This is a genomic window from Sulfurovum sp., assembly GCF_041562805.1.
Lineage (GTDB): Bacteria > Campylobacterota > Campylobacteria > Campylobacterales > Sulfurovaceae > Sulfurovum.
In genome coordinates, this window is the sequence record NZ_JBFFOH010000015.1 from 13,373 (window position 1) to 36,721 (window position 23,349).

21 protein-coding genes are annotated in these 23,349 nt (G+C 37.3%); 4 read left to right on the plus strand and 17 right to left on the minus strand.

The annotated features are described in order from the left end of the window. Positions 1-41: 41 nt before the first annotated feature. A complete protein-coding gene (murU, locus tag ABYK33_RS03615) occupies positions 42-710 on the plus strand; it encodes an N-acetylmuramate alpha-1-phosphate uridylyltransferase MurU (protein ID WP_373031588.1) in 669 nt (222 codons plus the stop codon). 653 nt (positions 711-1,363) lie between these two features. Here the strand turns inward: murU and ABYK33_RS03620 are convergent. Then, positions 1,364-3,019, minus strand: a complete 1,656-nt coding sequence (locus ABYK33_RS03620) for a sulfatase-like hydrolase/transferase (RefSeq protein ID WP_373031589.1) — start codon at positions 3,017-3,019, stop codon at positions 1,364-1,366. Continuing rightward, complete coding sequence (locus tag ABYK33_RS03625) at positions 3,001-3,234, minus strand: hypothetical protein (protein WP_373031590.1); 234 nt, start codon at positions 3,232-3,234, stop codon at positions 3,001-3,003. Before ABYK33_RS03625 ends, ABYK33_RS03620 begins: the two co-directional genes overlap by 19 nt. A 270-nt stretch (positions 3,235-3,504) precedes the next feature. Between ABYK33_RS03625 and ABYK33_RS03630 the strand changes: the two genes are divergently transcribed. Continuing rightward, positions 3,505-3,711, plus strand: coding sequence for a hypothetical protein (locus tag ABYK33_RS03630; RefSeq protein ID WP_373031591.1), 207 nt, complete (start codon positions 3,505-3,507; stop codon positions 3,709-3,711). A gap of 75 nt (positions 3,712-3,786) precedes the next feature. Here the strand turns inward: ABYK33_RS03630 and ABYK33_RS03635 are convergent, their stop codons facing one another. Continuing rightward, the gene (locus tag ABYK33_RS03635) at positions 3,787-4,614 is read right to left on the minus strand and encodes a Cof-type HAD-IIB family hydrolase (RefSeq protein WP_373031592.1); all 828 of its coding nucleotides are present in this window, start codon (positions 4,612-4,614) and stop codon (positions 3,787-3,789) included. Further along, entirely contained in the window at positions 4,614-6,359 is a 1,746-nt protein-coding gene (locus ABYK33_RS03640) for a YgiQ family radical SAM protein (RefSeq protein ID WP_373031594.1), read from the minus strand. Before ABYK33_RS03640 ends, ABYK33_RS03635 begins: the two co-directional genes overlap by 1 nt. A gap of 207 nt (positions 6,360-6,566) precedes the next feature. Here ABYK33_RS03640 and ftsH point away from each other — a divergent pair, with 207 nt between their 5' ends. Further along, positions 6,567-8,402, plus strand: a complete 1,836-nt coding sequence (gene ftsH / locus ABYK33_RS03645; protein ID WP_373031595.1) for an ATP-dependent zinc metalloprotease FtsH — start codon at positions 6,567-6,569, stop codon at positions 8,400-8,402. On the opposite strand, the gene ABYK33_RS03650 is transcribed toward ftsH, so the two are convergent. From ABYK33_RS03650 to ABYK33_RS03670, 5 genes are all read right to left on the minus strand, one after another. Beyond that, positions 8,380-9,231, minus strand: a complete 852-nt coding sequence (locus ABYK33_RS03650) for a zinc-dependent peptidase (RefSeq protein WP_373031597.1) — start codon at positions 9,229-9,231, stop codon at positions 8,380-8,382. The two genes, ftsH and ABYK33_RS03650, sit on opposite strands and share 23 nt — an antisense overlap. 2 nt (positions 9,232-9,233) lie before the next feature. Next, a complete protein-coding gene (locus ABYK33_RS03655) occupies positions 9,234-10,424 on the minus strand; it encodes an NnrS family protein (RefSeq protein WP_373031598.1) in 1,191 nt (396 codons plus the stop codon). 177 nt (positions 10,425-10,601) lie between these two features. Beyond that, entirely contained in the window at positions 10,602-10,946 is a 345-nt protein-coding gene (locus ABYK33_RS03660; RefSeq protein WP_373031599.1) for a hypothetical protein, read from the minus strand. Between the two features lie 153 nt (positions 10,947-11,099). Beyond that, positions 11,100-11,651, minus strand: a complete 552-nt coding sequence (locus ABYK33_RS03665; RefSeq protein ID WP_373031600.1) for a YSC84-related protein — start codon at positions 11,649-11,651, stop codon at positions 11,100-11,102. Between the two features lie 152 nt (positions 11,652-11,803). After that, on the minus strand, positions 11,804-13,324 hold the full coding sequence (locus ABYK33_RS03670; RefSeq protein WP_373031601.1) for a DEAD/DEAH box helicase: 1,521 nt from the start codon (positions 13,322-13,324) through the stop codon (positions 11,804-11,806). A gap of 449 nt (positions 13,325-13,773) precedes the next feature. Here ABYK33_RS03670 and ABYK33_RS03675 point away from each other — a divergent pair, with 449 nt between their 5' ends. Next, the gene (locus ABYK33_RS03675; RefSeq protein WP_373031602.1) at positions 13,774-16,215 is read left to right on the plus strand and encodes an EAL domain-containing protein; all 2,442 of its coding nucleotides are present in this window, start codon (positions 13,774-13,776) and stop codon (positions 16,213-16,215) included. A gap of 25 nt (positions 16,216-16,240) precedes the next feature. Here the strand turns inward: ABYK33_RS03675 and ABYK33_RS03680 are convergent, their stop codons facing one another. From ABYK33_RS03680 to ABYK33_RS03715, 8 genes are all read right to left on the minus strand, one after another. Next, entirely contained in the window at positions 16,241-16,642 is a 402-nt protein-coding gene (locus ABYK33_RS03680; protein ID WP_373031603.1) for a metal-sulfur cluster assembly factor, read from the minus strand. Then, positions 16,642-17,067, minus strand: a complete 426-nt coding sequence (locus ABYK33_RS03685) for a SufE family protein (RefSeq protein ID WP_373031604.1) — start codon at positions 17,065-17,067, stop codon at positions 16,642-16,644. The genes ABYK33_RS03680 and ABYK33_RS03685 overlap by 1 nt, the downstream gene beginning before the upstream one ends. A gap of 24 nt (positions 17,068-17,091) precedes the next feature. Next, a complete protein-coding gene (locus ABYK33_RS03690; protein ID WP_373031605.1) occupies positions 17,092-18,273 on the minus strand; it encodes a SufD family Fe-S cluster assembly protein in 1,182 nt (393 codons plus the stop codon). Beyond that, positions 18,273-19,022, minus strand: coding sequence for a Fe-S cluster assembly ATPase SufC (sufC, locus tag ABYK33_RS03695; RefSeq protein WP_373031607.1), 750 nt, complete (start codon positions 19,020-19,022; stop codon positions 18,273-18,275). The genes ABYK33_RS03690 and sufC overlap by 1 nt, the downstream gene beginning before the upstream one ends. After that, positions 19,019-20,458, minus strand: coding sequence for a Fe-S cluster assembly protein SufB (gene sufB, locus ABYK33_RS03700; protein ID WP_373031608.1), 1,440 nt, complete (start codon positions 20,456-20,458; stop codon positions 19,019-19,021). Before sufB ends, sufC begins: the two co-directional genes overlap by 4 nt. A 272-nt stretch (positions 20,459-20,730) precedes the next feature. After that, on the minus strand, positions 20,731-21,828 hold the full coding sequence (locus ABYK33_RS03705) for a SufD family Fe-S cluster assembly protein (protein WP_373031609.1): 1,098 nt from the start codon (positions 21,826-21,828) through the stop codon (positions 20,731-20,733). After that, complete coding sequence (locus ABYK33_RS03710) at positions 21,825-22,577, minus strand: ABC transporter ATP-binding protein (protein ID WP_373031610.1); 753 nt, start codon at positions 22,575-22,577, stop codon at positions 21,825-21,827. Before ABYK33_RS03710 ends, ABYK33_RS03705 begins: the two co-directional genes overlap by 4 nt. 337 nt (positions 22,578-22,914) lie before the next feature. Continuing rightward, a partial coding sequence (locus tag ABYK33_RS03715; RefSeq protein ID WP_373031611.1) for a superoxide dismutase occupies positions 22,915-23,349 on the minus strand: 435 nt, incomplete at its 5' end.

Below are 23,349 nucleotides of genomic sequence, written 5' to 3' on the forward strand. Positions count from 1 at the left end.
CGTATTGAGTGCTATCATAACACTAAAAAGGAAACTCTACTATGAAATGTATGATACTTGCCGCAGGATTGGGAACAAGAATGAGACCACTGACTGACACAACGCCAAAACCCTTACTTAAAGTAGGTGGCATACCTCTCATTCTTTGGCATATAGAACGCTTGGCACATGATGATTTTACTGATATAGTCATTAACATCGCACATCTTGGCTACCAGATACCAGAAGCTTTAGGTGATGGATCTGAGTGGGGTGTTCATATAGAGTACTCGGATGAGCAGGAAGAGGGCGGACTGGAGAGTGCTGGTGGAATAGTCAAGGCTTTACCGCTTCTAGGGGATGAACCTTTTTTAGTAGTAAATGGAGACATCTTTACAGACTATGATTTTCAAGCGAACAGAAAACTCGCAGAAGGCGTTTTAGCGCACTTAGTACTTGTACCTAACCCAGAGCATAATCCTGAAGGAGATTTTGCCTTAGACGGGCAAAAAGTTATTGATAATAAACAATATACCTTTTCAGGCATAGGCTACTATTCACCCAAACTTTTTGAAGGTGTATCCTATGGTAAATCTGCTTTAGCACCTTTACTCAGAGCGGCAATGAAAGAGGGTAAAGTGACAGGTGAACTCTATGAAGGTGAATGGCTTGATATAGGTACTCCTGAGAGACTTGAACTTTTAAATGCACAGTTAATGAATCGCTATTGATGTCAATGCCATTAAAAATATTCATACTCAATAAAATACATTGCAAATTTTATAGATATAAAATTTGATGAAAAACCTAATAAAAAATTCCGATATAGAACATTTTATAAGGTTTTCTATTGAAAGGTAAAGACTTATAGCCCGTAAACGTTGCTACAGCGAATAACCTTATAAAATATGTTAGATTATAAGGTCTTCATTTATCTAACTATTGAAGGCATATTTTTTTCATTAGCTCTGGTTTAGGTACTCTCAGTAAATTCCAGGAAATAAGCGATAATGTAAGTGCCTTGCTATTGGTGGAAAAGAGTATTTGTCTGATTGGAAAGATTTATCTAAACCTATTGGAAACCGAATCCCCGAATATAAAAGAGTATATAAAGTTTCAAAGTGTGAACTTTAAAAAACTAAATAATCTCTACTTTGTAGGTGTCTAGGTTTTGGTGGTAGTTTTTCTACTGCAATTCACTCCGGCGGGATGTATTATCATGAGATTTTGAATAGAGGTAGTCATAATATTTAAACAATTACCTAAAAATGACTTGATTATTTGTCTAGTGGCCTAATCCATTATAATTTCATAGCGAGAGTCTCTAAATACTAGCTACGAAAAAAATCAACCAAAGTTGAACAATCGTCCATACTTAAATTTCCTAATCACTTTCATTTTCAGTGGGAAATATTGAAACCCATTTCCTTATTGATCCACGACCATAGGCATCTCCTACAAAAAATTCTGGCAAGGTGATTGGGGACTCGCTAAGAGATGCGCCATAATGGCATCTTACCCACGAGTCTTCGTAACCAGCAAGTCTAATTAGCGTTGGAAATATCTGAAAGTGGTTCGTCTTGTCGAAACTAGTCACTTGAGCCGCCTTAAATCTTTTTAAAATTGTCGCGTTGTTGGAGAAAACCATCATAGGCACAATACCTTCGAAAGAATTTGCTCTCGGCCTACAGTGAGTAGATGGTGTTCCATCGTCGACTATGTTTTGTCCATGATCACTTGTATATATAATAACGTAAGGCCTAAAATCCCCACTTTCTGATAACAATTTTTTAAACCAATCATCAACGCTCCAGCGTATTCCATTCATAAAAGAATTTAGAGATTTGTTTCTATCATTCATTGGCTCACCGTACTTAAGAGCGGGAGTGAAAATATTGTACTCTTTCGGGTAGCTCTTAAAGTATGGAAAATGAATACCATATTTATTAAGCAGGATAAAGGTCTTACCGGGTTGCTTGAGATAATCCATTAGCTTTCTACGGGCAACTCCATCGCTTTCATAGGCAATTTTCTGACGCACTCTAATAATTTCGTCTATGAACGAAGCTTCATGGTCATTCATCAAATTATGGTAGTGCGCTCCTTTCTCAGCATTCTGGGCATCCAGGTAAACATTATAAAATCCGGCTTTCTTAGTAAATTGCCAAACCGAAGGTTTCTTTAAGGTCATTTGGTTGTAATCTGGAATCTCCTCTTTTCTCACACCTGTCCTTAAAACGAGGTTGGAAAAATCACTACAACTTGAAGATGAAGCGGCTAACCCGAAATTTATAATTCCAGTTTCCAGAGAGCAAAGATAGGGTGTCGTGTCCTTTTTATATGCATTGATTCCCAAGATGTCCGCACGGACGCTTTCATCCACAATTAGGACAATTTTCTCAACCTGCACATCCAAAGAGCCCGAGTAAGAAAGCTCAGATTTTTTACCATTGTAAATGCGGCTTTGGCTGGCATATATAAACATTGATGGAACCCTGAAAAAGGAGGGATATCGATCAAAAAAGCCATGACTATTTTGTAGACCAATAATACTAAATATTACCGCGCTTATTGGAACGAAATAGGCCTTTGGGGAGATATTCAATGTTAAAAATTTTGGTAACCGTTCGACGAAAATAACAATTGGAATAAAAATTATTATAAAAGGTAGTGCAGTCAAGCCAAAAGTTTCAACCACTTCCAAAAACCACCATTGAAAATTCTCTACAATCTGGATTGTGGTTTGGAAACCAATAGGTGACTTCGCAACCTGCAAGGAACCCATATTAAAAAGAAAGAAGACAAGAAAAATCGGTAACGTTATTTTTCTAAAAAAACTGCGACCACTAAAGAATATTAAGAATGAGCCTAATAGACTCCAGAAGAACAAAATCAATGATAGAAATAACTCGATTATCTTCCCTTGATTCCACATAAAACGAAATGGATAAAAAAAGTCGTAAAACATACTAAGTTCTACCAGCAAAAGAGTAGCAACCGATCCTATAGCGATAGTATTTCTCAAGTTGGGAATTGACATAGAAGTTCCTCCTCAAACCGATCACATAAAACCATCCCCAGAATGAAAGGAAGAACCTCAGGACCTGACTCAAAAGATTTGTGTTGCACGCTATCTACGTCTAGATAGACTTTTATTAAAATATCTAAATCAAGCATAACAAGGTAGTTTGCAATAAAAAGAATATGCATGACCACTACCGTTACTGCACCGATATCAGCCTTTATTTTAGCCATATCTTTCTGTACTACAAATAAAATAGACATATAGCACTAATATTATAGAGTTCTTTTAATGATGAGTCTGGCTTAGTATCGTTTACTCTGCTGCGAGCTGCGATGAAAGAAGGAAAAGTCACAGGTGAACTCTATGAAGGTGAATGGCTTGATATAGGTCTCTTGAGAGACTTGAACTTTTAAATGCACAATTAATGAATATGTATTGATTAAAAAGAAAAAAATGATGTATAATTGGGAAAATTGTTTCTAGTAAAATAGGAGTAAACCATGACTATAGCTGACATAGAATTCGAGATGAATATCAATGATGTGATGGAAAAAGATATTTCAGAGATTATAGAAATATGTAATAAATCGGGATTTAACCTTGAAAGTATAGATGATGAACTTCAAAATAGAGGTTACAGTAAGATCTTTACAGTCAATTATGATGATATGAGTGATGATGTTTACGATGATGAATGGGAAGATTAGCTTTTTCCCCATAAGATAGAATGTGAATGTAGAAATATATTAGAGATAATATATAAATAATAAGTGGGTTTAGGCTTAGTGTTTACTTTCCAAATATTTAGCCACAGCATCCTCATCATTAGAATGTGGCAATATAACATCCGCAACAGCCTTCACTTCTTCTAAAGCATTAGAAACTGCCACTGATGTACCGGCAAGTTTGAACATGCCTATGTCATTTACAGAGTCACCAAATACTGTAACATCCAAAGGATCACGTTCGAGGTAGTCCATGACTTTTTGCAGGGCATGGGCTTTATCTCCTTCGGGGTGAAGGATAGTGAGGAAGTAGCCGTCTGAGTATTTTTCAGGGGAGAGTTTACACTCTATGGTATCTTTAAAAGTACTTTTGAGTTTTTCAGTCAGTGGTTTAAGTGTTTTGAAGTCACCAAAATAAACGATCTTTAAGTTCATATCCATTGTTTTGTTTTGAGGATTGAACTGCATACGTGGGTCGTTTTTATAGCCTTTAAGTACAAACTTTTGATGTTCGTTCAGTTTACGAGGGTACAAAAAAGTTTCATTGAGCTGCATATCTTTAAGCCCTATGATAAAAGGATCTATATCGAACTTTAAACCTATCTCAACTACTGCATCACCTAATGCTTTGTTGATGGTTTTAAGGTCTATCAGTTTTTTGTCAGGAGAGACTATCATGGTACCATCCAAAAGTATCATCGGGGCATCCAGATGAAGTTTGTCTAAAAAGTCATGGGTCTTTTGAAAACTTCTTGCTGTAGCTACAGAGAGTATGGCATCTTTACTCTTGGCATTCCAAACTTCTGTACTAAAGTCACTGATACTTTGGTCAGTACGTAAAAAAGTATGGTCGAGGTCAGTGATGTAGATCGGTCTTTTAGGCATTAACTTGAAAATCCGCTGCTATGATTCATTTTTGCCTGAACAATGGCTTTTTGCTTCTCTTTTTTATGTGTGTCTTTCTCAACAAATATCTTTTTACGTGTTACAGGGTCCATTTCTGTATAGTACATTACAGCAGAGTAGGTACCTGGTGTTGGTGTAAAGACTTGTGCCTGTTCTGGATTCATTTTCAGTTCATCGGTGGTAAAACGTTTGAGTTCATGCATGTCTTTCTCTTCGCAACCGGGATGTGCTGCTATAAGATAGTAGGTAAGGAACTGCTTTTTACCCATGTCTTTGTTTAGTTTGTCGTAGAGTCTTTTAAAGTCTACGAGAGTTTGTTTTCCAGGTTTACCCATAAGATCAAGTACATGTTGCTCTGTATGTTCCGGGGCAACTTTCATCTGTCCTGAGATATGGTGTTCGACCAGCTCTTTAAGATATGAGTACCCCTTGCGCTTATCTTCTGTAATGAGGTCGTAACGTATACCTGAAGCCACAAATGCTTTTTTGATACCGTCTATGTTACGTACCTGTTTCATCATACCTATGACACGTGTATGATCTGGTTTCATAGATTTACATAGATGTGTGGAGTCTACACAACGTTGATGGTCACAGGTACCAAGCTTGAGTTTTTTGTTACACTCATAGCCATACATGTTAGCTGTAGGACCTCCAAGATCTGAGATGATCCCTTTAAAGTCTTTGTACTCTTTAAACTGGTTGGCTTCTTTAACAATGGACTGTTCAGAACGTGTACGGATAGTACGTCCCTGGTGTACACCAATGGCACAGAAGTTACACTCACCCCAACATCCCTGGTGTGTCATAATGGAAAACTTGATCGTCTCCAAACATTTGACTTTACCTTCCGGACGGTGATAAGGGTGAAGCTCTCTTGTAAAAGGAAGCGCAGAGACTTCATCCATCTCTGGTTCATTCAGGTAATCACATGGCGGATTTTGTATGGAGTAGCGTGTATCTACTTTTTGGCAAAGTCCTTTTGCAGCAATGGGGTCATTGTTGTCATAAAAGAGATCAAAAAGGTCTATGTACTTTTCTTTATCATCCAGACAATCTTGGTGAGAGGGGAGTTGATGATAACGTTCTACAGGTTCTTTGTTTATGTAACATACACCACGTACATCTTTCCAGTCGATACCTTTATCAATGGCATGTGTCAGGTCACGGATGGCCTGTTCTCCCATACCGTAGATGAGTATATCTGCTTTGGAGTCAAAAAGAATAGGCTTTCTAAGCTTATTGGTCCAGTAGTCATAGTGTGTTACACGTCTCAGACTTGCTTCTATACCACCAAGTACAACAGGCACAGTATTTTTAAAGTTTTGACGTATGAGGTTTGTGTAGACAAGTACTGCGCGGTCCGGACGTTTGGTATTTTTACCACCCGGAGTGTAGTCATCTGAGTTTCTAAATTTCTTTGTAGCCGTGTAGTTAGCCACCATCGAGTCGATGCTTCCACCACTTACACCCCAGTATAGACGTGGTTCACCCAGTCGTTTAATGTCTTTATCACTCTTGATATCAGGCTGACCGATAATACCTACTTTATAGCCTAGCTTTTCAAGCATACGCCCTACAGTTGCCACACCGATGAAGGGAGAATCGATATACGCATCACCAGAAACAAGTATAACATCACACTGTTTCCATCCTAACGCATCCATCTCTTGTCTGGTAGTAGGTAAAAAACGTTTTGTTTCTTTAAGATCAAGTTTACTCATTGGGTTACCTTGTGAATGCTTTTTTTATGTTATATCGGCTAGTTATCGAGAGAAGAAATCTTCAAGCGGCAGCATTATTCGCTTTCTTTTCTAGTCATTATTTTCGTATTATAGCCAATAAGTGTGAATTCTTAATATCGCATATAATATGACTTTCTATATTTTGGTACAATAATACTATCTACATTGATTCAAAAGGAAATAAACATGAAACAAGAGCCGGTAGAAGAGAATAAGTTTAATCCTTTTTCCAATATATGGGTCATGGTTATACTGATGATGCTTGGATTTCAATTATTTAATTATATGGCTGTTCAAGAACAAAGTGAAACACTTTCATATAATAAATTTAAAAGTAAAATTGAACAAAATATTATTAAAGAGATTCGTGTGAATGGTGACCAGGTTGTAGCAACATTAAAATTTGGAGTAGGTGAAAGTGCAAGATATTACAGAACTACACTTCCTCCTTTTGAAGATAAAACATTTTTAGAATTACTTGAAAAGAATAAGGTTGATATGCATATAAAGTCACAAAAAGAGTCAAACTTTTGGCTTTCTTTTTTCATGTTGCTACCTCTTTTTGTCTTTTTAGGATTTATCTTCTACAGTTCACGGCGAATGAAAGAACAGTTAGGTGGTATGGGAGGAGGCATATTTGACTTCATGCACTCTACTGCAAAAAAATATGCTAAACAAGAAGTCTCTGTTACCTTTGATGATGTAGCCGGTGTAGAAAATGCCAAAATAGAACTCTATGAAGTCGTTGACTTTCTCAAAAATCCCGACAAATATGAACAGATAGGTGCAAAGATCCCTCGAGGTATTTTACTGATGGGATCTCCTGGTACGGGTAAAACGCTTTTAGCCAAAGCAGTAGCCGGGGAAGCAGAAGTACCTTTCTTTTCTATCAGTGGTTCAGAGTTTGTTGAGATGTTTGTAGGGGTAGGAGCAGCAAGGGTACGTGATCTTTTTAAGAAAGCAAAAAAAGAAGCTCCTGCTATCATCTTTATCGATGAGATAGACTCAGTTGGACGTGCCAGAGGGGCAGGAATAGGTGGTGGTCACGATGAAAAAGAACAAACACTAAATCAGATCTTGGCAGAGATGGATGGATTTGAATCTGAAGAACAGGTAGTTGTCATTGCAGCGACCAACCGTCCTGATGTCCTGGATTTTGCATTGTTGAGACCTGGTAGATTTGATCGGAAAATAACATTGAGTTTACCTGATGTAAATGCACGTGAAAAGATATTGAATATTCATATCCGTAAAGTACGTATAGATGACTCTGTTGATTTGGCAAAAGTAGCCAAGATTTCCATTGGTTTTTCTGGTGCTGACTTGGCCAACCTTGTCAATGAAGCGGCGATGCATGCGGCTAGAGAAGGTCAGAAACATGTGACACAGGATAACTTCATGTATGCCCGTGATCGTATACTTATGGGTGTCGAGCAAGAGTTTGTATTGGATGAAAAAGATAAAAAAAGAGTAGCCATCCACGAGAGTGGTCATGTCCTTTCAGCACTTTTACTGGAACATGCAGACCCGATAGAAAAGGTGAGTATTATTCCTCGTGGTCAAGCACTAGGCATGACAGAACAGCTGCCTCTCAAGGATATCAAAAATTTCCCTCAAGCTTATCTGCTTGACAAGATCGGCGTAATGCTTGGAGGGAGGGTCGCAGAGCGTACACTGCTTGGTGATCTCTCTTCCGGTGCTGCAAATGATCTTAAAGAAGCAACTTCTTTAGCAACCCATATGGTCAGCCAGTGGGGTATGAGTGAATTACTTGGACCGGTCTATTATCAAAAAGGTGAAGATCATGTTTTCCTTGGGCGTGAGATGGCTATGCCAAAAGACTTCAGTGAAGCGACTGCAAAGATCATTGATGATGAAGTCCGAAAGATCATCACAGGGAAAGAGGAAGAGTTAATGAAGCTTTTTAAAACACATAAGAAAGACATCATTGCACTTTCAGACAAGTTGGTTGAAAAAGAGGTGATGTATGCTGATGAGATCAAGGATCTGATAGATCTTTAAATAACGCTTCTGTATCAAGTCTATAAAAGCGTTTAAGTTCTTGATAGATATCTGGAAAATAAGCTTTGAAGGCTTTAGGTGCTTCAAAAAAACGTTCACTGCACACAGCAAAAAACTCTGCTTCATTTTTTAATGCATAGGTCCCTAAAAGTGCTATTTTGTCTGAACTTTCACCCTTATCTCTTTGTCCACGCAATGTATCATAGGCTTTAGAGAAGATCTCAGACCATCTACGATAGCTAGAATCTTCAAGTACCGGTGTACCATCTGCAAAACCGTCCTCAAAATCCAATTCATGGGCAAACTCATGGATGATGACATTGTCTTTATGTTGTTGTGCTATATCATATTTAATATCCTGCCATGATATCACGACTGTACCATTGGCTGATTGTCCTTCTAAAACGGATTTTTCCGTATGCTGAATACCACCACTTGAGTATGTTTCATTTACTATAAAATGTTTTGGATAGACGATGATGGTACTAACATCATCTTTATCACCCGGATCAAACCCAAGCCGCATCAAACAGGCATAAAATGCAATGATTACTTTGATTTCATTGTTAATGGTCATTTTTACACCAACAAACTCTTTATTATCTATAAAGATCAGAATTAAAAGTTGAAGTTTCTCTTTATGAAGAGGTGACAAGATTTTGTATTGATGTATATTATGGAGTATCTCTTCATAGGAGTTTGGAAAAGGCATGGACTTGAGTTTTTTATATTGCCACATACGATGAAAATACCCTATACCTTTCCAAAGAAGGAATAGCCCAGCCAATGCAAATAGAAATTGTATCAGCAGTAGATAATAGTTCATCATACTTATGGTGTTAATTTTTTACCAGCTATGAGCACTCTAAAGAACCTTACAGCCCAGAAGATGAACATTAAGAGCCAAGCAGTCACAGAAATGTCAAAGAGAACCATAATGTTCCATCCAAAGGCTGCTATCAACGAAACCAATATACGCATTACCACCACCACTTGTGTCCAGTAAAAAAGATATGTTGTCCATTTATCTGCTTGCATCATGTTTCCAGAGTGTCCCAGCGTTACACGTGTACCAAAACCTATAAGAATTGTAAAGACAAAACCTAAGATAAGTGTGTGGGTATCTAAAGCAAGAAATTGGATATCAGTGATCAGTGATATAAAGTTAGTGAGTCCTCCCAGGAAAAAGCCAAGTGGAACCCAATAGAGTGAAATATGCAGGATCCAAAGTAGAGGATTTGGATTTGGAAATGGAAGTTCCCACCTAAGTAGTTCTCTCCCTATGACATAGGCTAAAACAAAGTCAATAGGAAATGAACTGTTGGAATAAATGGCTTCAAGAAGTATGTGAAATGACAGGAGTACAAAAACGGTTTGTAAAAGCTTAGTATTTTTATCATTCATACAATGAGAGAAGAACGGTACCATACGTTGCGCTACAGAAAAGGTAAGTAGAAAAAGATAGAGATACATAGATATTTCAGTAGCAAGTTCCATTAAAGGCATATAAAATATCTGTGCCACAATAAATAGGAAATGAGACAGTACACCAAAGCCCATAGAGAAAAGTATCCAAAAGATATCTTGTTTATCTTCCATGGTCGTAGTGTCATACATATTTTTTAGTATTAAAAAGCCTCTAAAATGAGCATAAAATACAAGAAGTAACGCTATAGAAGAGAGAAAAGGGCTCACTATGCTTCCTAATAGAAACAATATAGCACCAAAATAAAGAATCGTAAAAATATGTATATATATCTTTTTTTCTATAGCATCAGTAGATGTAAATTTAGGAAATGTAGTAAATAGAAAACCTAAAAATGCAGGAGTGAAAACAAGATATGTCAGTCCATAAAAATGAAAATCAGTTGGAGATATAGAAAGAAAAATATATCCTTTGTAAGCTAGTAAAAAGACGACCATAGTAACGATAGCATTAATGAAGGCTAAAACAAAAAAAGGTTGATGGGGTTGCGAAAAAAAGAAATTTTTATCTTGATCTTCACTAAATTTCATACGCATAGGTATTCCTTAGTTTTATACTAATCATAGCAGAAAATAACGGGAAAATTAATTGATGTAGAGCAAGAGGTGAATTCTTGCTCATACAGGAATATTTAAAATCAGGGTTTGTGTACTCAGTATTCTTTCTAGAAGTTGAGAATAATTAACCTCTGGTCTTCTTCTTGTAACTAAAGGTTAAACACCATGCCCATGTAAACAACCATGTTCTTTACATTTATTGATCATTTTTGGGAAAACAACAAACCATTGCAGGTACCCAATAACATTAAAGAGTATCCAATTGAAAAAAATATATAAAAAGAAAGCTTCATGAGTTAAAAAATAATGATGAGCTTGAAATATTTCATGAAAATAAAGTGTTATGAGTCCTGCAGGCAAGACTAATATACTTTCAATTCCTATAAATAGAGCCTCTACATTTTCATGATTACAAGAAAAAATATAATAAGCCGATAGCAATAAAATTATTAATTGAACAGAGATCCATAATTGAACAGTAAATGATTTTTTTAAATCCATTTTTTATCCTTATGTTATAATTATAATACTTATTTCTTATAACAATATAAGTATAGGGAAAAAGTGTGAAGCATCTATGAAGATTAATTGGTTTGAGAAAGAGAAATATGATATTTTCTCGTTACATCTGTGTAAAGTGTAACGAGAATATAATTACTTTGGATTGATCTTCTTGAATTTTGTACCTTCCATTGTGAAGCTACCCATTATACCTTTAGAGTCAAAGAGAAAGGCTACCATTGAATCAGAAAATTCAACATCATCAAGTTCTTCTTTTGAGTTCCACTCTGCGACAGCTATTTTACCATCAACGTCTGTTTCCCAGTCATCACCTTCCATAAGGAATTTCTCAAGTGCTGCATCATTTGTAAACGCAATGATCAAAGAGTACTCCTGTACACCCATTTGTAGCCCAACAGATGCTGAAATCATTTCGTAGTATCCTAAAGTTTTTCTTTTATGTCTTAATACACCTTCACCATATTTACCACCTATAAAGAATCCTCCTTCTTTAACGTCTGGAAATACAAGAAATGCTTTAGCATTTACTAAAAATGCATCTCCACCGGGCGTTTCATCTATAAACTTGTTGATTGCCATATTTGCATCATGATCGAGAGTCTTGGCAGATGATTTAGCCATTGAAAAGGTACTGAACCCTACAAGTAGAGCTAGCAACAGTGCTTTGTATTTAATTGTATTCATTATTAAGCCTTATTTTAAATATTGGCAATTATAACATAGCTCTAATACTGTTTTTACTGAATTATTTATATATTTGATTTTAGAATGATTTTGAAGAGAAGTACACAGTACATCTTAAAAAGATGTACTTGGAAAATGTAGGGGAAGGGTGACTAGCTTCTGCTGCCTTGTCCACCGTTACGGCTGTCACGTCCACCACCGCTGCGACCACCACGATCACCACCGCCAGAACGCCCGTTACGACCATGTCTACTACTGCCACTGCCGCCTCCGCCACTTCTTGGTTTGTTACCACGGTAACCACCACGGTTACGGCCGCCACTGCCTCCGCCACCACCACGGTTTTGCATAGCTCTTTCTATAAGAAGTTCAACCTCTGCTATTCCAAGACCGATGTTGTCTTTACCTTTAACAAAACTCTCTTCCTGTACCAGAGAAGCTAGAAGGTGTGCAATAGTCACTATGTCTAAGTCATGTTGAAGTGTTTTTACCAGTTCAATAGCATTTTCAGTTACTTTTGTCTCTGCTATTTTAGCAATGAGTGCATCTGCACGGTTATTTTGTACTTCCATACGTGTAGGAATGACTTGTGTAGTCATTATAGTACCTACATCTTTTTCGATACGTTTGATCGTTCTAAGCTCGTTAGGGCTTACCAAAGTGATCGCCTCACCAGACTTACCGGCACGACCTGTACGACCGATACGGTGAACATAAGACTCAGAGTCAAAAGGAATGTGGTAGTTAAATACGTGTGTAACGTCATTGACATCAAGACCACGAGCAGCAACATCCGTAGCGATAAAGATATCTATCCCACCACTTTTAAATGCACGAATAGTAACTTCTCTTTGCTTTTGCTCCATATCTCCATGAAGACCAGAAACTTTAAATCCTTGTGCAGTCATGTGTGCAACAAGTCTATCTACTTCTTTTTTCATACGACAGAAGATAATACATTTCTCTGGGTTTTTATAATCGATGAGTCTTACTAAAGCATCATCTCTTTCTCTTTCTTGAACCACATAATAAAGTTGTGTAATTTTTGTGTTTGTTTTCTCAGATTTGGTAATAGAAACAGTTTTAGGTGTTTTTAAGATCTGCTCTGCAAGTTTTCTGATAGCACTTGGCATAGTTGCAGAGAACATTAGTGTTTGACGTTCTTTAGGAAGGTACGTAAAGATGTTTTTGATTTCGTCCAGGAAACCCATGTCAAGCATTTCATCTGCTTCATCAAGTACAACGAACTGAGGATTGATCTTGATCTTACCACTCATAAGAAGATCTTGGAGTCTACCTGGTGTTGCAACTACGATAGAAGCTTGTTTGATACGGTCAATTTGTTTACCATATGGTGTACCACCATAAACAGTTGCTGTTTTAAGACCACTTTTTTGACCAAAACGGAAAAGCTCATCACTTACCTGCATTGCAAGTTCACGTGTAGGAACGATAACAAGTCCTTCTACAGAACCGTCAGCTTTCATCATACTCATTATAGGAAGACCAAATGCGGCAGTTTTACCTGTACCTGTTTGTGCTTGGGCAACGATGTCGTGACCTTCTAAGACTAAAGGTATAGCGTCTTGTTGAACGGGGCTTGGTTCTGTAAATCCTGCGTCTGTTACAGCCGCTTGAATAGTGTCTTTTAAATTAAAATCAGTAAATTTCATATATTGTTTTCTTTATGTTGTTATTTTGGTGGGGTGGTAAGGTCTTGGCGATAGAACGGTTCTAAAGTTACAAGTATGTTATCTGGCACTATATGCCGATAGCCCCCATCGCTAGGCGAAAGTGGGGTGCACCCTGTTTTATGCAACTTGATACCAAACTATCACACGTCAATGCGCGGTAAATAGGAGATACATTTTATCATGTATCTAAATAAGGAGTTTGATACTCTCTTGCAGAAAAGTTCGGAATTATAGCTAAATTAATCAGAAAAAGCTAGGGTTATATCTATTTCTTATCTATTTTTAAACGATTTCTTATAATATGACTGTCTAAATACTCAAATAATTTTACTATCTAAGCATATTATAAAAGTAAAACTTTAATTGATAAAATATGGTAAAATATAACTCAAGCTTATAAAATACAATAATAAATAGGAGGGTTGATTATGCGTAATATGAAGTATTTCATCTTGTTTTCATTATTGATATTGCTCATAATAAGCTATAAAACCTATGAACAATACAAAGGAATTGAATATACACAAAAACTTATTGTCCTAAAAGAGAGTGAATCTCTTGCAAATTTCATTTCTTCTTTTCGTCAAACCTATCAAGATGCTTTTCTGAATAACAATATTGATGTAGATGAGAAAACGATTCATTTGCTTCCAATTAAAACCATATCAGAGATAAGTGATCGTTTTTCATCAAGTGTACAAGGTGATATACTCATACGAACTGTTTCAGACCGTCCTCGTAATATTGACAATATAGCTAATGATTTTGAATTGGATATGATCCAATATTTTAGAAAACATCCTAATGAAAAACAAAAATTCTTACAAAAAGATGATGCTTTCTATTATACTCAACCGCTTCGTATTAAAGAGTCTTGTCTGCAATGTCACGGTGAACGAGAAAATGCTATACTAAGTATACGTGATAAGTATACAAATGCATATGATTATAAGCTTGGTGAGATACATGGACTATTAAATATAAAGATCAAAGAACGTGACCTCTTTGCCGACATGTATGCTGATTTTACAAATACGCTTATTAGTGCCATAATTCTGTATATTGTCTGTTTAACAATGATCTATTTATTGATGCAAAGAATTCGTAGAAAGGATAAAAAATATGCCAAAAAACTTGAAGCAGATATTAATATAAAAATTGATGAGTTAAAAAAGCAAAAAGAGGCTTTTGAAACACTTTTTGAAAAATCAAATGATGGTGTATTGATCCTTGATGATGGTAAATTTATCCAGTGTAATGAGAATATTCTCAAGATGTTGCATTATAAATCCAAAAAAGATCTTTTGAACGTATCACCGTCTCAGCTATCTCCTGAACTTCAGCCAGATGGCCGAAGTTCTTATGAAAAAGCCAAGGAGATATTGTCTCTTGCTATAAAAAATAACGGTCATCAGTTTGAGTGGGTACATACCAAATCGAATGGTGAGGATTTCCTTGTAGAAGTAACATTGACACCTATTACGCTAAATAACCGTAAGGTTTTTTATGTAGTTTGGAGAGATATTTCTGATGAGAAAGAGGCACAGATAAAACTGCTTGAACAAAAAGAAATTTTATATCATCAGGCACATCATGATGCATTGACAGGCTTGCCTAATCGCGTTCTTTTTAATGATAGATTAGAACATGGGATTGAACTCGCAAAGCGAAATAGAACAAAGTTTGCACTTTTCTTTATTGATTTGGATTATTTTAAACAGATCAATGACTCTTTAGGACATCAGGTTGGAGATAAAGTACTCATAGCTGTGACCGAACGCTTAAAAGCTAAAATTCGTAAAGAAGACACGTTAGCTCGACTAAGTGGTGATGAATTTACCGTTATTATGGAAGATATAAATACTATCGAAGATGTATCATTGTTAGCACAAAAGATACAGAAGGTTTTAGCACAACCTATACACATTGATGGACATACACTTTATATATCATGCAGTATGGGTATCAGTATTTATCCTAAAGACTGTACCGCTGCAAAGGATCTTATAAAAAATGCAGATGCCGCTATGTATAAAGCTAAGCAAGAGGGAAAAAATAATTTTCAGTTCTATTCACCTGAAATGACAGAATTTTCTCTAGAGCGCATGATGATGAAAAACAGTTTAAGACAGGCTATTGATGATGAAGAATTCATTATACATTATCAACCACAAGTAGATGTTAATTCGGGAAAACTTATAGGAACGGAAGCTTTGATACGTTGGGAGCATCCAACAATGGGGTTATTGTTGCCTGAAAAATTTCTTCCTTTGGCAAAAGAAACAGCTCTTATTGTTGAGTTGGATCAATGGGTAATGACTAAAGCTATGAGGCAGATATATGCATGGCATGAGGCAGGATTAAACCCTGGTACACTTGCGCTTAATCTTTCTATGAGACAACTGAGAAATGATGATTTTATACAGATAATTCAAGAGAATATAAAAATAATTGGTTTTAAGCCTGAATGGTTGGAACTGGAGGTTAATGAGGGACAGATCATGGAGAAACCTCTTGAGTCAATTGCCAAACTTGAGCAGATAAGTAAGATGGGTATCAAGATAACCATAGATGATTTTGGTACTGGATATTCTTCATTGGCATATTTAAAACGTTTACCTGTGGATAAACTCAAAATTGATCGATCTTTTGTAGTAGGAATCCCTGAGGATAAAGAAGATATGGAAATAGTGAAAGCAATCATTGCACTTGCAAATAGTCTTGGAATTGAGATCGTTGCCGAAGGTGTAGAGACTGCTGTTCAAAAAAACTTTCTTTTAGAGAGTGGGTGTCATTACATACAGGGGCATTATTATTGTGAAGCACTTTCGGCAGAACAGATAGAGAAAAAGTGTTTGGGTATTAAATAGATAAGAAGGACGAAGCACTGTAGTTCTACAGTAACCCCATCGCCAGCTTCGCATCATCTGTCATACTGTCTTGTCCCCATGGTGGATCAAAGACAATTTCGACATCTATATCTTCAAGTCCCTCTTGACGTACAGCAATACTTTTAACCAAATCAATGATCACTTGTGAAAATGAACATGTAGCAGAGGTAAGGGTCATTGTTATCTTACATTTTTTCATCATAGAGACTTCATCAGTCCATGTATCTATGTTATAGATAAGTCCAAGATCATAGATATTTACTGGAAGTTCAGGGTCGTAGATCTCTTTAAGGTGACCTATAATTATCTCTGTCATCTCTTCATCTGTTGGCTGAGAGTCTATAAATCTTTGTCTCTCATCAGCCATTTTATCGTTGATACTTTTTTCTTGGTTTTCACTGCTCATTATGAATTTCCTTGCTCATTACATTTTTGTGCGTAGGCATAGACCATTTTTAAAAATGCCTCTAAACTCTGCTGACGTACTGGTGAGAGAAGTTCTACAATGCCCATGTCATGAAGTTTAGCAGGGTCAAAAGAGAGTATCTCTTCTGGGGGACGGTTTGAGAAAATACTTAAAAGTAGCGTAAGCATCCCTTTTGCCATCTCTGAAGTACCTTCTCCACGTAAGAGAAGTTTTCCGTCTTTACATTCACCTACAAGCCATGCGGCAGATGCACAACCTTGTACAAAGGTTGCATCATTTTTTTCTTCTTCTGGTAAGGTTGTATGTTTTTTTCCTAAGTCAAAAATATACTCAAGTTTATCGTTTGCAGTAGGAAAGAGGTCAAAATCCTCTTTGTAATTGTCTATAGTTTCTTGCATAGTCATTTTTTGCTCCTTGATAAGGCTAAATTATTGGTGTGCTTTATAAAACACTTCTTCAAATGCACTTTTGATGCGTTCTTGCTGTCTGGTATCTTTCACTTCTTCTATGAGCGTATTTGCAAATGCTATGACAAGTATTTTCCTAGCTTCTAGATAGCTAATGCCACGGCTTTGTAGATAAAAAAGTTGTTTTTCATCTAATTGCCCTGTTGTTGAACCATGTGAAGCTTCCAGTTCATCTATATAGATCTCCAGTTGAGGCTTCGATGCCATATAGGCTTTTTTATGAAGCAAAATAGATTTGGCATTTTGCTCTGCTTTAGTGAATTTAGCCGAGTGTTCTACACGTATGAGTGCATCAAATATCCCTCTGGATTCTCCATCTAAGATATTTTTGGCTATTTGTTTAGAGGTAGAGTGTTCACCACGATGTATGATTTGTGAGACCGTACCACGTTTTGAATCTGCATTTACATAGAGAAGGTGTCCTGCGTCTATATGAGCGTACTCTGAGAGTTCTACTTTAAGTAACTGTAAGGATTGATCACCACCAAGGTCAAAGCTTTTGAGGATAGCATTGGCCTTTTTTGCTACGTTAACTCTGTGTGAAGCCACCATACTGTAATGATTGTCTTCCATAGTTTGAAGCTTCACAACTCTCAATGTAGAGTCTTGGGCGATATGCATGTCATAGCCATATAATACTAAACTGTTTTCTATATCATCAGCCACAAAATTTTCATATACAGTTGCATGACGATTGGCTTGGTTATAGAGAACAATACGGTAATTGATAAGTGCATTGCTTTGTGTGAATTTATGCTCTATCTCCACTTCCGCATCACCATCTATTTCTATCTTAATGGTATGTGGACAGAGCAGGTGACCTAGATAATAAAGTGGATCGAAATGATCCATGTCTAACATTTCATAGGCTTCAAAGTATACACGCATACCTTTAGGGGCAGAGACTACTACACCATCAACTATCTCTATCTTGTCACCTTCTATTATAGTTTTAGGTAGATATTCCAAGGTCTTATAGTCAACTTCTAAGTGTTTTTTTATATCAAAGTAATGGTACTGTTCTGTTCTTTTGTGTGGCAGCCCCATTGAAACAAATTTTTCTACTAATTCATCACGTCCTTGCACACCTAAAGTTGTTGCGACTTCTTTTTGGTTTTGGTTTTGTAGGTTTATGAGTTTCATTACTCCTCCTCTATGGCATCATACCCGTTCTCTTCTAGTTGGGCTACCAGCTCTGGTCCTGCTGTTTTGATGATCTTCCCATCTTTGAGTACATGAATGTAGTCAGGCTCTATGTAGTCAAGAATTCTTGAGTAGTGGGTAATGACAAGGAATGAACGTTTACCATCTTTCATTTTGTTGATACCTTCAGAAACGGCTCTAAGTGCATCGATGTCCAGTCCAGAGTCTATCTCGTCAAGTATGATGACTTCAGGTTCAAGGATAAGCATTTGGAGTATTTCATTACGTTTTTTCTCACCACCGGAAAAGCCTTCATTAAGTGAACGGCTGATCATGTCTGACTTCATACCCAACATCTCTAAATGACTCTTCATCAGACGTAAAAACTCTGCAGCATTCAGCTCTTCTTTGCCTTCGTGTTTACGTTTGGCATTAAGTGCTGTTCTTAAAAAGTAGGCATTATTTACACCGGGTATCTCTACTGGGTGTTGGAATGAAAGGAAGATACCCTCTAAGGCTCTCTCTTCTGCTTCCATATCTTTAATGCTTTTACCTTTATATAAGATGTCTCCACCTGTTACCTCTACATCGTAGTGTCCTACAAGTGCTTTAGAAAGCGTTGATTTACCAGCACCGTTTGGTCCCATAATGGCATGTACTTTTCCAGGTTCTAGTTCTAGGTTAAGCCCTTTAAGTATCTGCTTGTCACCTATTTTTACTTGTAAATTCTCTATTTTCATAATACTCATCCTACACTTCCTTCTAATGTTAATTCTAATAATGCTTTGGCTTCCACCGCGTACTCCATAGGGAGCTGGCTAAAGACTTGTTTACAAAAACCATGGACGATCATGCTCACAGCATCTTCTTCATTGATACCTCTTTGACGTAAGTAAAAGAGTTGTTCATCACTTATTTTAGACGTAGTCGCCTCATGTTCTATTTGACCTTGAGTGTCTTTAGACTCCAGGTAAGGGAAAGTATGTGCTCCACATTCAGACCCTATGAGTAGTGAGTCACACTCAGAGTAGTTTCTTGCACCCTCTGCAGAAGCGTTGACTTTCACGAGTCCTCTGTAGGTATTTTGCCCTTTCATGGCAGAAATACCTTTAGAGATGATGGTAGAACTGGTGTTCTTGCCAATGTGTATCATTTTAGTTCCCGTATCTGCCTGTTGTGCGAGGGTAGTGACTGCTACAGAGTAGAATTCACCTACAGAGTTATCACCCTTTAAGATACAGCTTGGGTATTTCCAAGTGATGGCAGAACCTGTTTCGACCTGTGTCCAGGAAACTTTTGCATTTTCTCCTTCACAGATAGCACGTTTTGTAACAAAGTTATAAATTCCGCCTTTACCTGTCTCATCTCCTGGGTACCAGTTTTGTATAGTAGAGTATTTGATCTCTGCGTCTTTGAGTATGACCAGTTCTACTACAGCAGCGTGTAATTGATGGTCATCACGTGTAGGTGCAGAACACCCTTCATTATAACTCACATATGAGCCTTCATCTGCGACGATAAGCGTACGCTCAAACTGTCCTGTGTTCATAGCATTGATCCTAAAATAGGTACTAAGCTCCATCGGACAACGCACACCTTTTGGGATATACACAAAGGTACCGTCGGTAAATACAGCAGAGTTTAGTGCTGCGAAGTAGTTGTCAGCCATAGGTACTACAGAGAACATATATTTTTTGATAAGTTCAGGATGGTCTTTGATCGCTTCTGAGATAGAACAAAAAATAACACCGTGTCTCTCAAGTTCTTCAGAGTATGTAGTCTTTACAGAGACAGAATCCACAACTGCATCGACGGCAACTTTCACACCCGCAAGTTGCTTTTGCTCATCTAGTGAAATACCTAGTTTTTCATAGGCTTCTAAAATCTTGGGATCAACTTCATCTAGACTGTCTATACCTTCTTTAGGTGCTGAAAAGTAAGAGATAGACTGATAGTCTATAGGCTCATACTTTAAGTGTGCCCACGTAGGTTCTGTCATGGTTTCCCACTTTTTGAGTGCTTTGAGACGAAGCTCTAACATCCATTCTGGTTCTTCTTTTTTCTTAGAGATGAACGCAATGGTACTCTCATCCAGGCCCGGTGGAACTGTTTCAGTTTCGATATCTATCTCAAAGCCGAGTGCATACTCACCCGAGACAGCTTTATCTAATCCTTCATTTGCCATTTAAAATCCTTATATAGATTATTTTCGTCTTATATAATTTATAGCATAAAAGTGTGGTTGGGTCAAGTGTTTTTGATAATTAGGAGTAAATTCATCTTATTTATTATTTTTCAATATACTTTAAATAACTTTTGTAGTTTATTAATATCATGGGTAAGGCTACAAAATGCATTTTTATCATCACCTATGATAGGATCTTCAAATGTACTATTAAAATATCAATTTTAAAACTTTGATAAGATTATGAGTTCTACAGCCCAGATGAATCTTATTTACATTGTTTCAAAATCTTTCGTCTCTTTGACGATAGCATTGATCTGTCGTTGTAGGTAATCAGGAAGAGAGGGAATTTTCAGATCCAGGAAGCCTTCGATGATCAAAGATTTTGCTTTCTCCTCTTCGATACCCGAAGCCATCAGGTATGCAAGTTCATCTTTGGAGATCATACCTACACTTGCTTCATGGGAGAGTTCAAGGCGTGGATCCTGTCCAAGAAGTTCAGGTATAGCGTGAATGTAACCTTTTTTACTCAATAGTAAGCCGTTACAGGCCATAGCCCCTCTACCATTTGGGTGTTTGCCAACAATCTTGCCCCTGGTCGTTACTTCACCGCCGTTGGAAACGACGCGGCTGATAATTTCTGATGAAGCACCATCACCATTAAGTATAACAGTCGAACCAATATCAAACTGGGAGTTTTCAGTTGCATAAATGACCGAGTAAAACTCCCCGAGCCCACCTTCTTCTATGACTGCAAGTGGATCCATCTGAAGCTTCTTGACACTGCCCATTGCCACATAGTTTGAGATAAATTTTGCATTTTTACCAACATGGGCAGCGCTTCTTGGGTAGACTTCAACCTCTTTACCCCAGCTGTGTATCATTGTACTGGTGACGGTCGCACCTTCCTCAATGAAGTATTCGGTTACACCAAGATGGCGACCGGATACAATGTGTGCATTGGCTGTGCAGCCACTTATTAGGTGAAGCTCTGAATTCTCTTCAGCGATTATGATGTTATGGGTACACTGGGTGAATTTGTCACTGTTGATCATATAGCATGTATAAACAGGCAGTGAAATTTTCACTCCAGCCTTGATACGGATAAAGTAGCCTAACAGAACATCACTGGAAGCTACCTCTTTGACATAGGTGTCTTTATCTTTTTCTATAAGTGTAAAGAAAAGCTCTCTAAGCCATTCGTATTTATCCAGTGCAGTTCCGATAGGAAGAATTTCAAGTCCATCTTCGGCGGAGTGCGTATCAAGAACATCCCAGTCTGTGGCTAGAAAGCTTGCAGAGTGTTCCTGTTTTTCATCAAATGCAACCTTTTTGAGCATTGCCTTTGTGGTGTCATCGAGGTATTTCATATGCGATCCTTTGGTTCCTTGATACATGCTGCACATCCAGTAAAACCTAGTTTCTTAATATCTTCCATGATCGATTTTGGATTGCCAGTGCAGACGATTTTACCGTCCATGAAGACATGTCCAATATCAGCATCGATATAGTTTAGAATATGACCCGTATGTGTGATAATTATTGCAGAACGTTCACGCAGATTTATGGGTGCCTCTTTTTGAAGGATCTTATTGATTGCTTTTGATATGACGGCAATATTTTCGATGTCTACCCCCGATTCGGGTTCGTCTATCAAAAGCAGATCAGGGCTTTGCGCATAGAGTTTCAGTACTTCAGCTCTTTTTAGCTCACCGCCAGAAAAACCTACATTGAGCTCTCTTTCTAGAAAGTCTTCCATACTCAGTGCCCGGATCTCATCATTGAGGTCTTCGGCACGGTTGATCGCGTTCAGAAAGTTCCGGAGGGTAACCCCTTTGATCTTAGGCGGATGCTGAAAAGACATACCGATACCCATATTGGCAATTTCGTCTGTTGTCATATCCTGTATGTTTTTGGATTTTACCCTGATCTCTCCATCATCAATTCTATAGCCAGGAAGTTTCAAAATGGCATTGAGCAGCGTAGACTTTCCAGAACCATTCGGACCAAAAATAACATGAACCTCACCTTTTCCTACGCTCAGGTTCATCCCTTTGATAATCTTTTTCTTTTCTACCGAAACATGAAGACCGGTAATTTTTAATAGGGGTACATCCATTTTAAACTCTTTTATTTGGTGTAGGCTGTTAGTCTATTTATATGCTGATTTCAACGCGCCAGCACTATAGACATAAGATGAAATCTCTAATTTCAAAAGTGTACCATAAATATTTCTACATTCATTTGTTTCAGCTATAAAATGGAGGCACTCTCTACATTGATTACTTTAGGCATCGGTTGGTATTTGACTATTTCTTTTGTTGTCTTAGCGTATAATGGTACAGCGTAAACGCTGCTGAGACCGAGTACAGACATATCTAAAAAAAAGTCTTCTTGATGTTTTCATCTTAACTCCTTTACGTGCTAGAGTTCACTGCTTTTATTCCACGGATATATTACTCATGATTAGTTTCTGTAAATGTTTTCAAGTTTTGTGAAACAAAATTCCAATCGATCAGTCTCCACCACTTTTCAAGATAGTCTGCCCTTGCATTTCTGTAATCTATGTAGTATGCATGCTCCCATACATCACAAGTCATTAAAGATGTATGCCCAGAAAGAAGAGGGTTACCTGCATTGGTAAATGACTCCAGTACCAAAGATCCTGAATCATCTATACTCAGCCATACCCAACCTGAACCGAACAATCCTGCAGCAGTCTCTAAAAATATTTCTTTAAATGCCTCAAAAGAACCAAAATCTCTGTTAAACAAAGACAGTAGATCTTTGGAAGGTGCAGTTATTTTGCTACCCATTCCATTAAAATAAAAGTTATGATTATAAACCTGTGCGGCATTGTTAAAAATACTATTCTTTGCTGTCTTTACAAT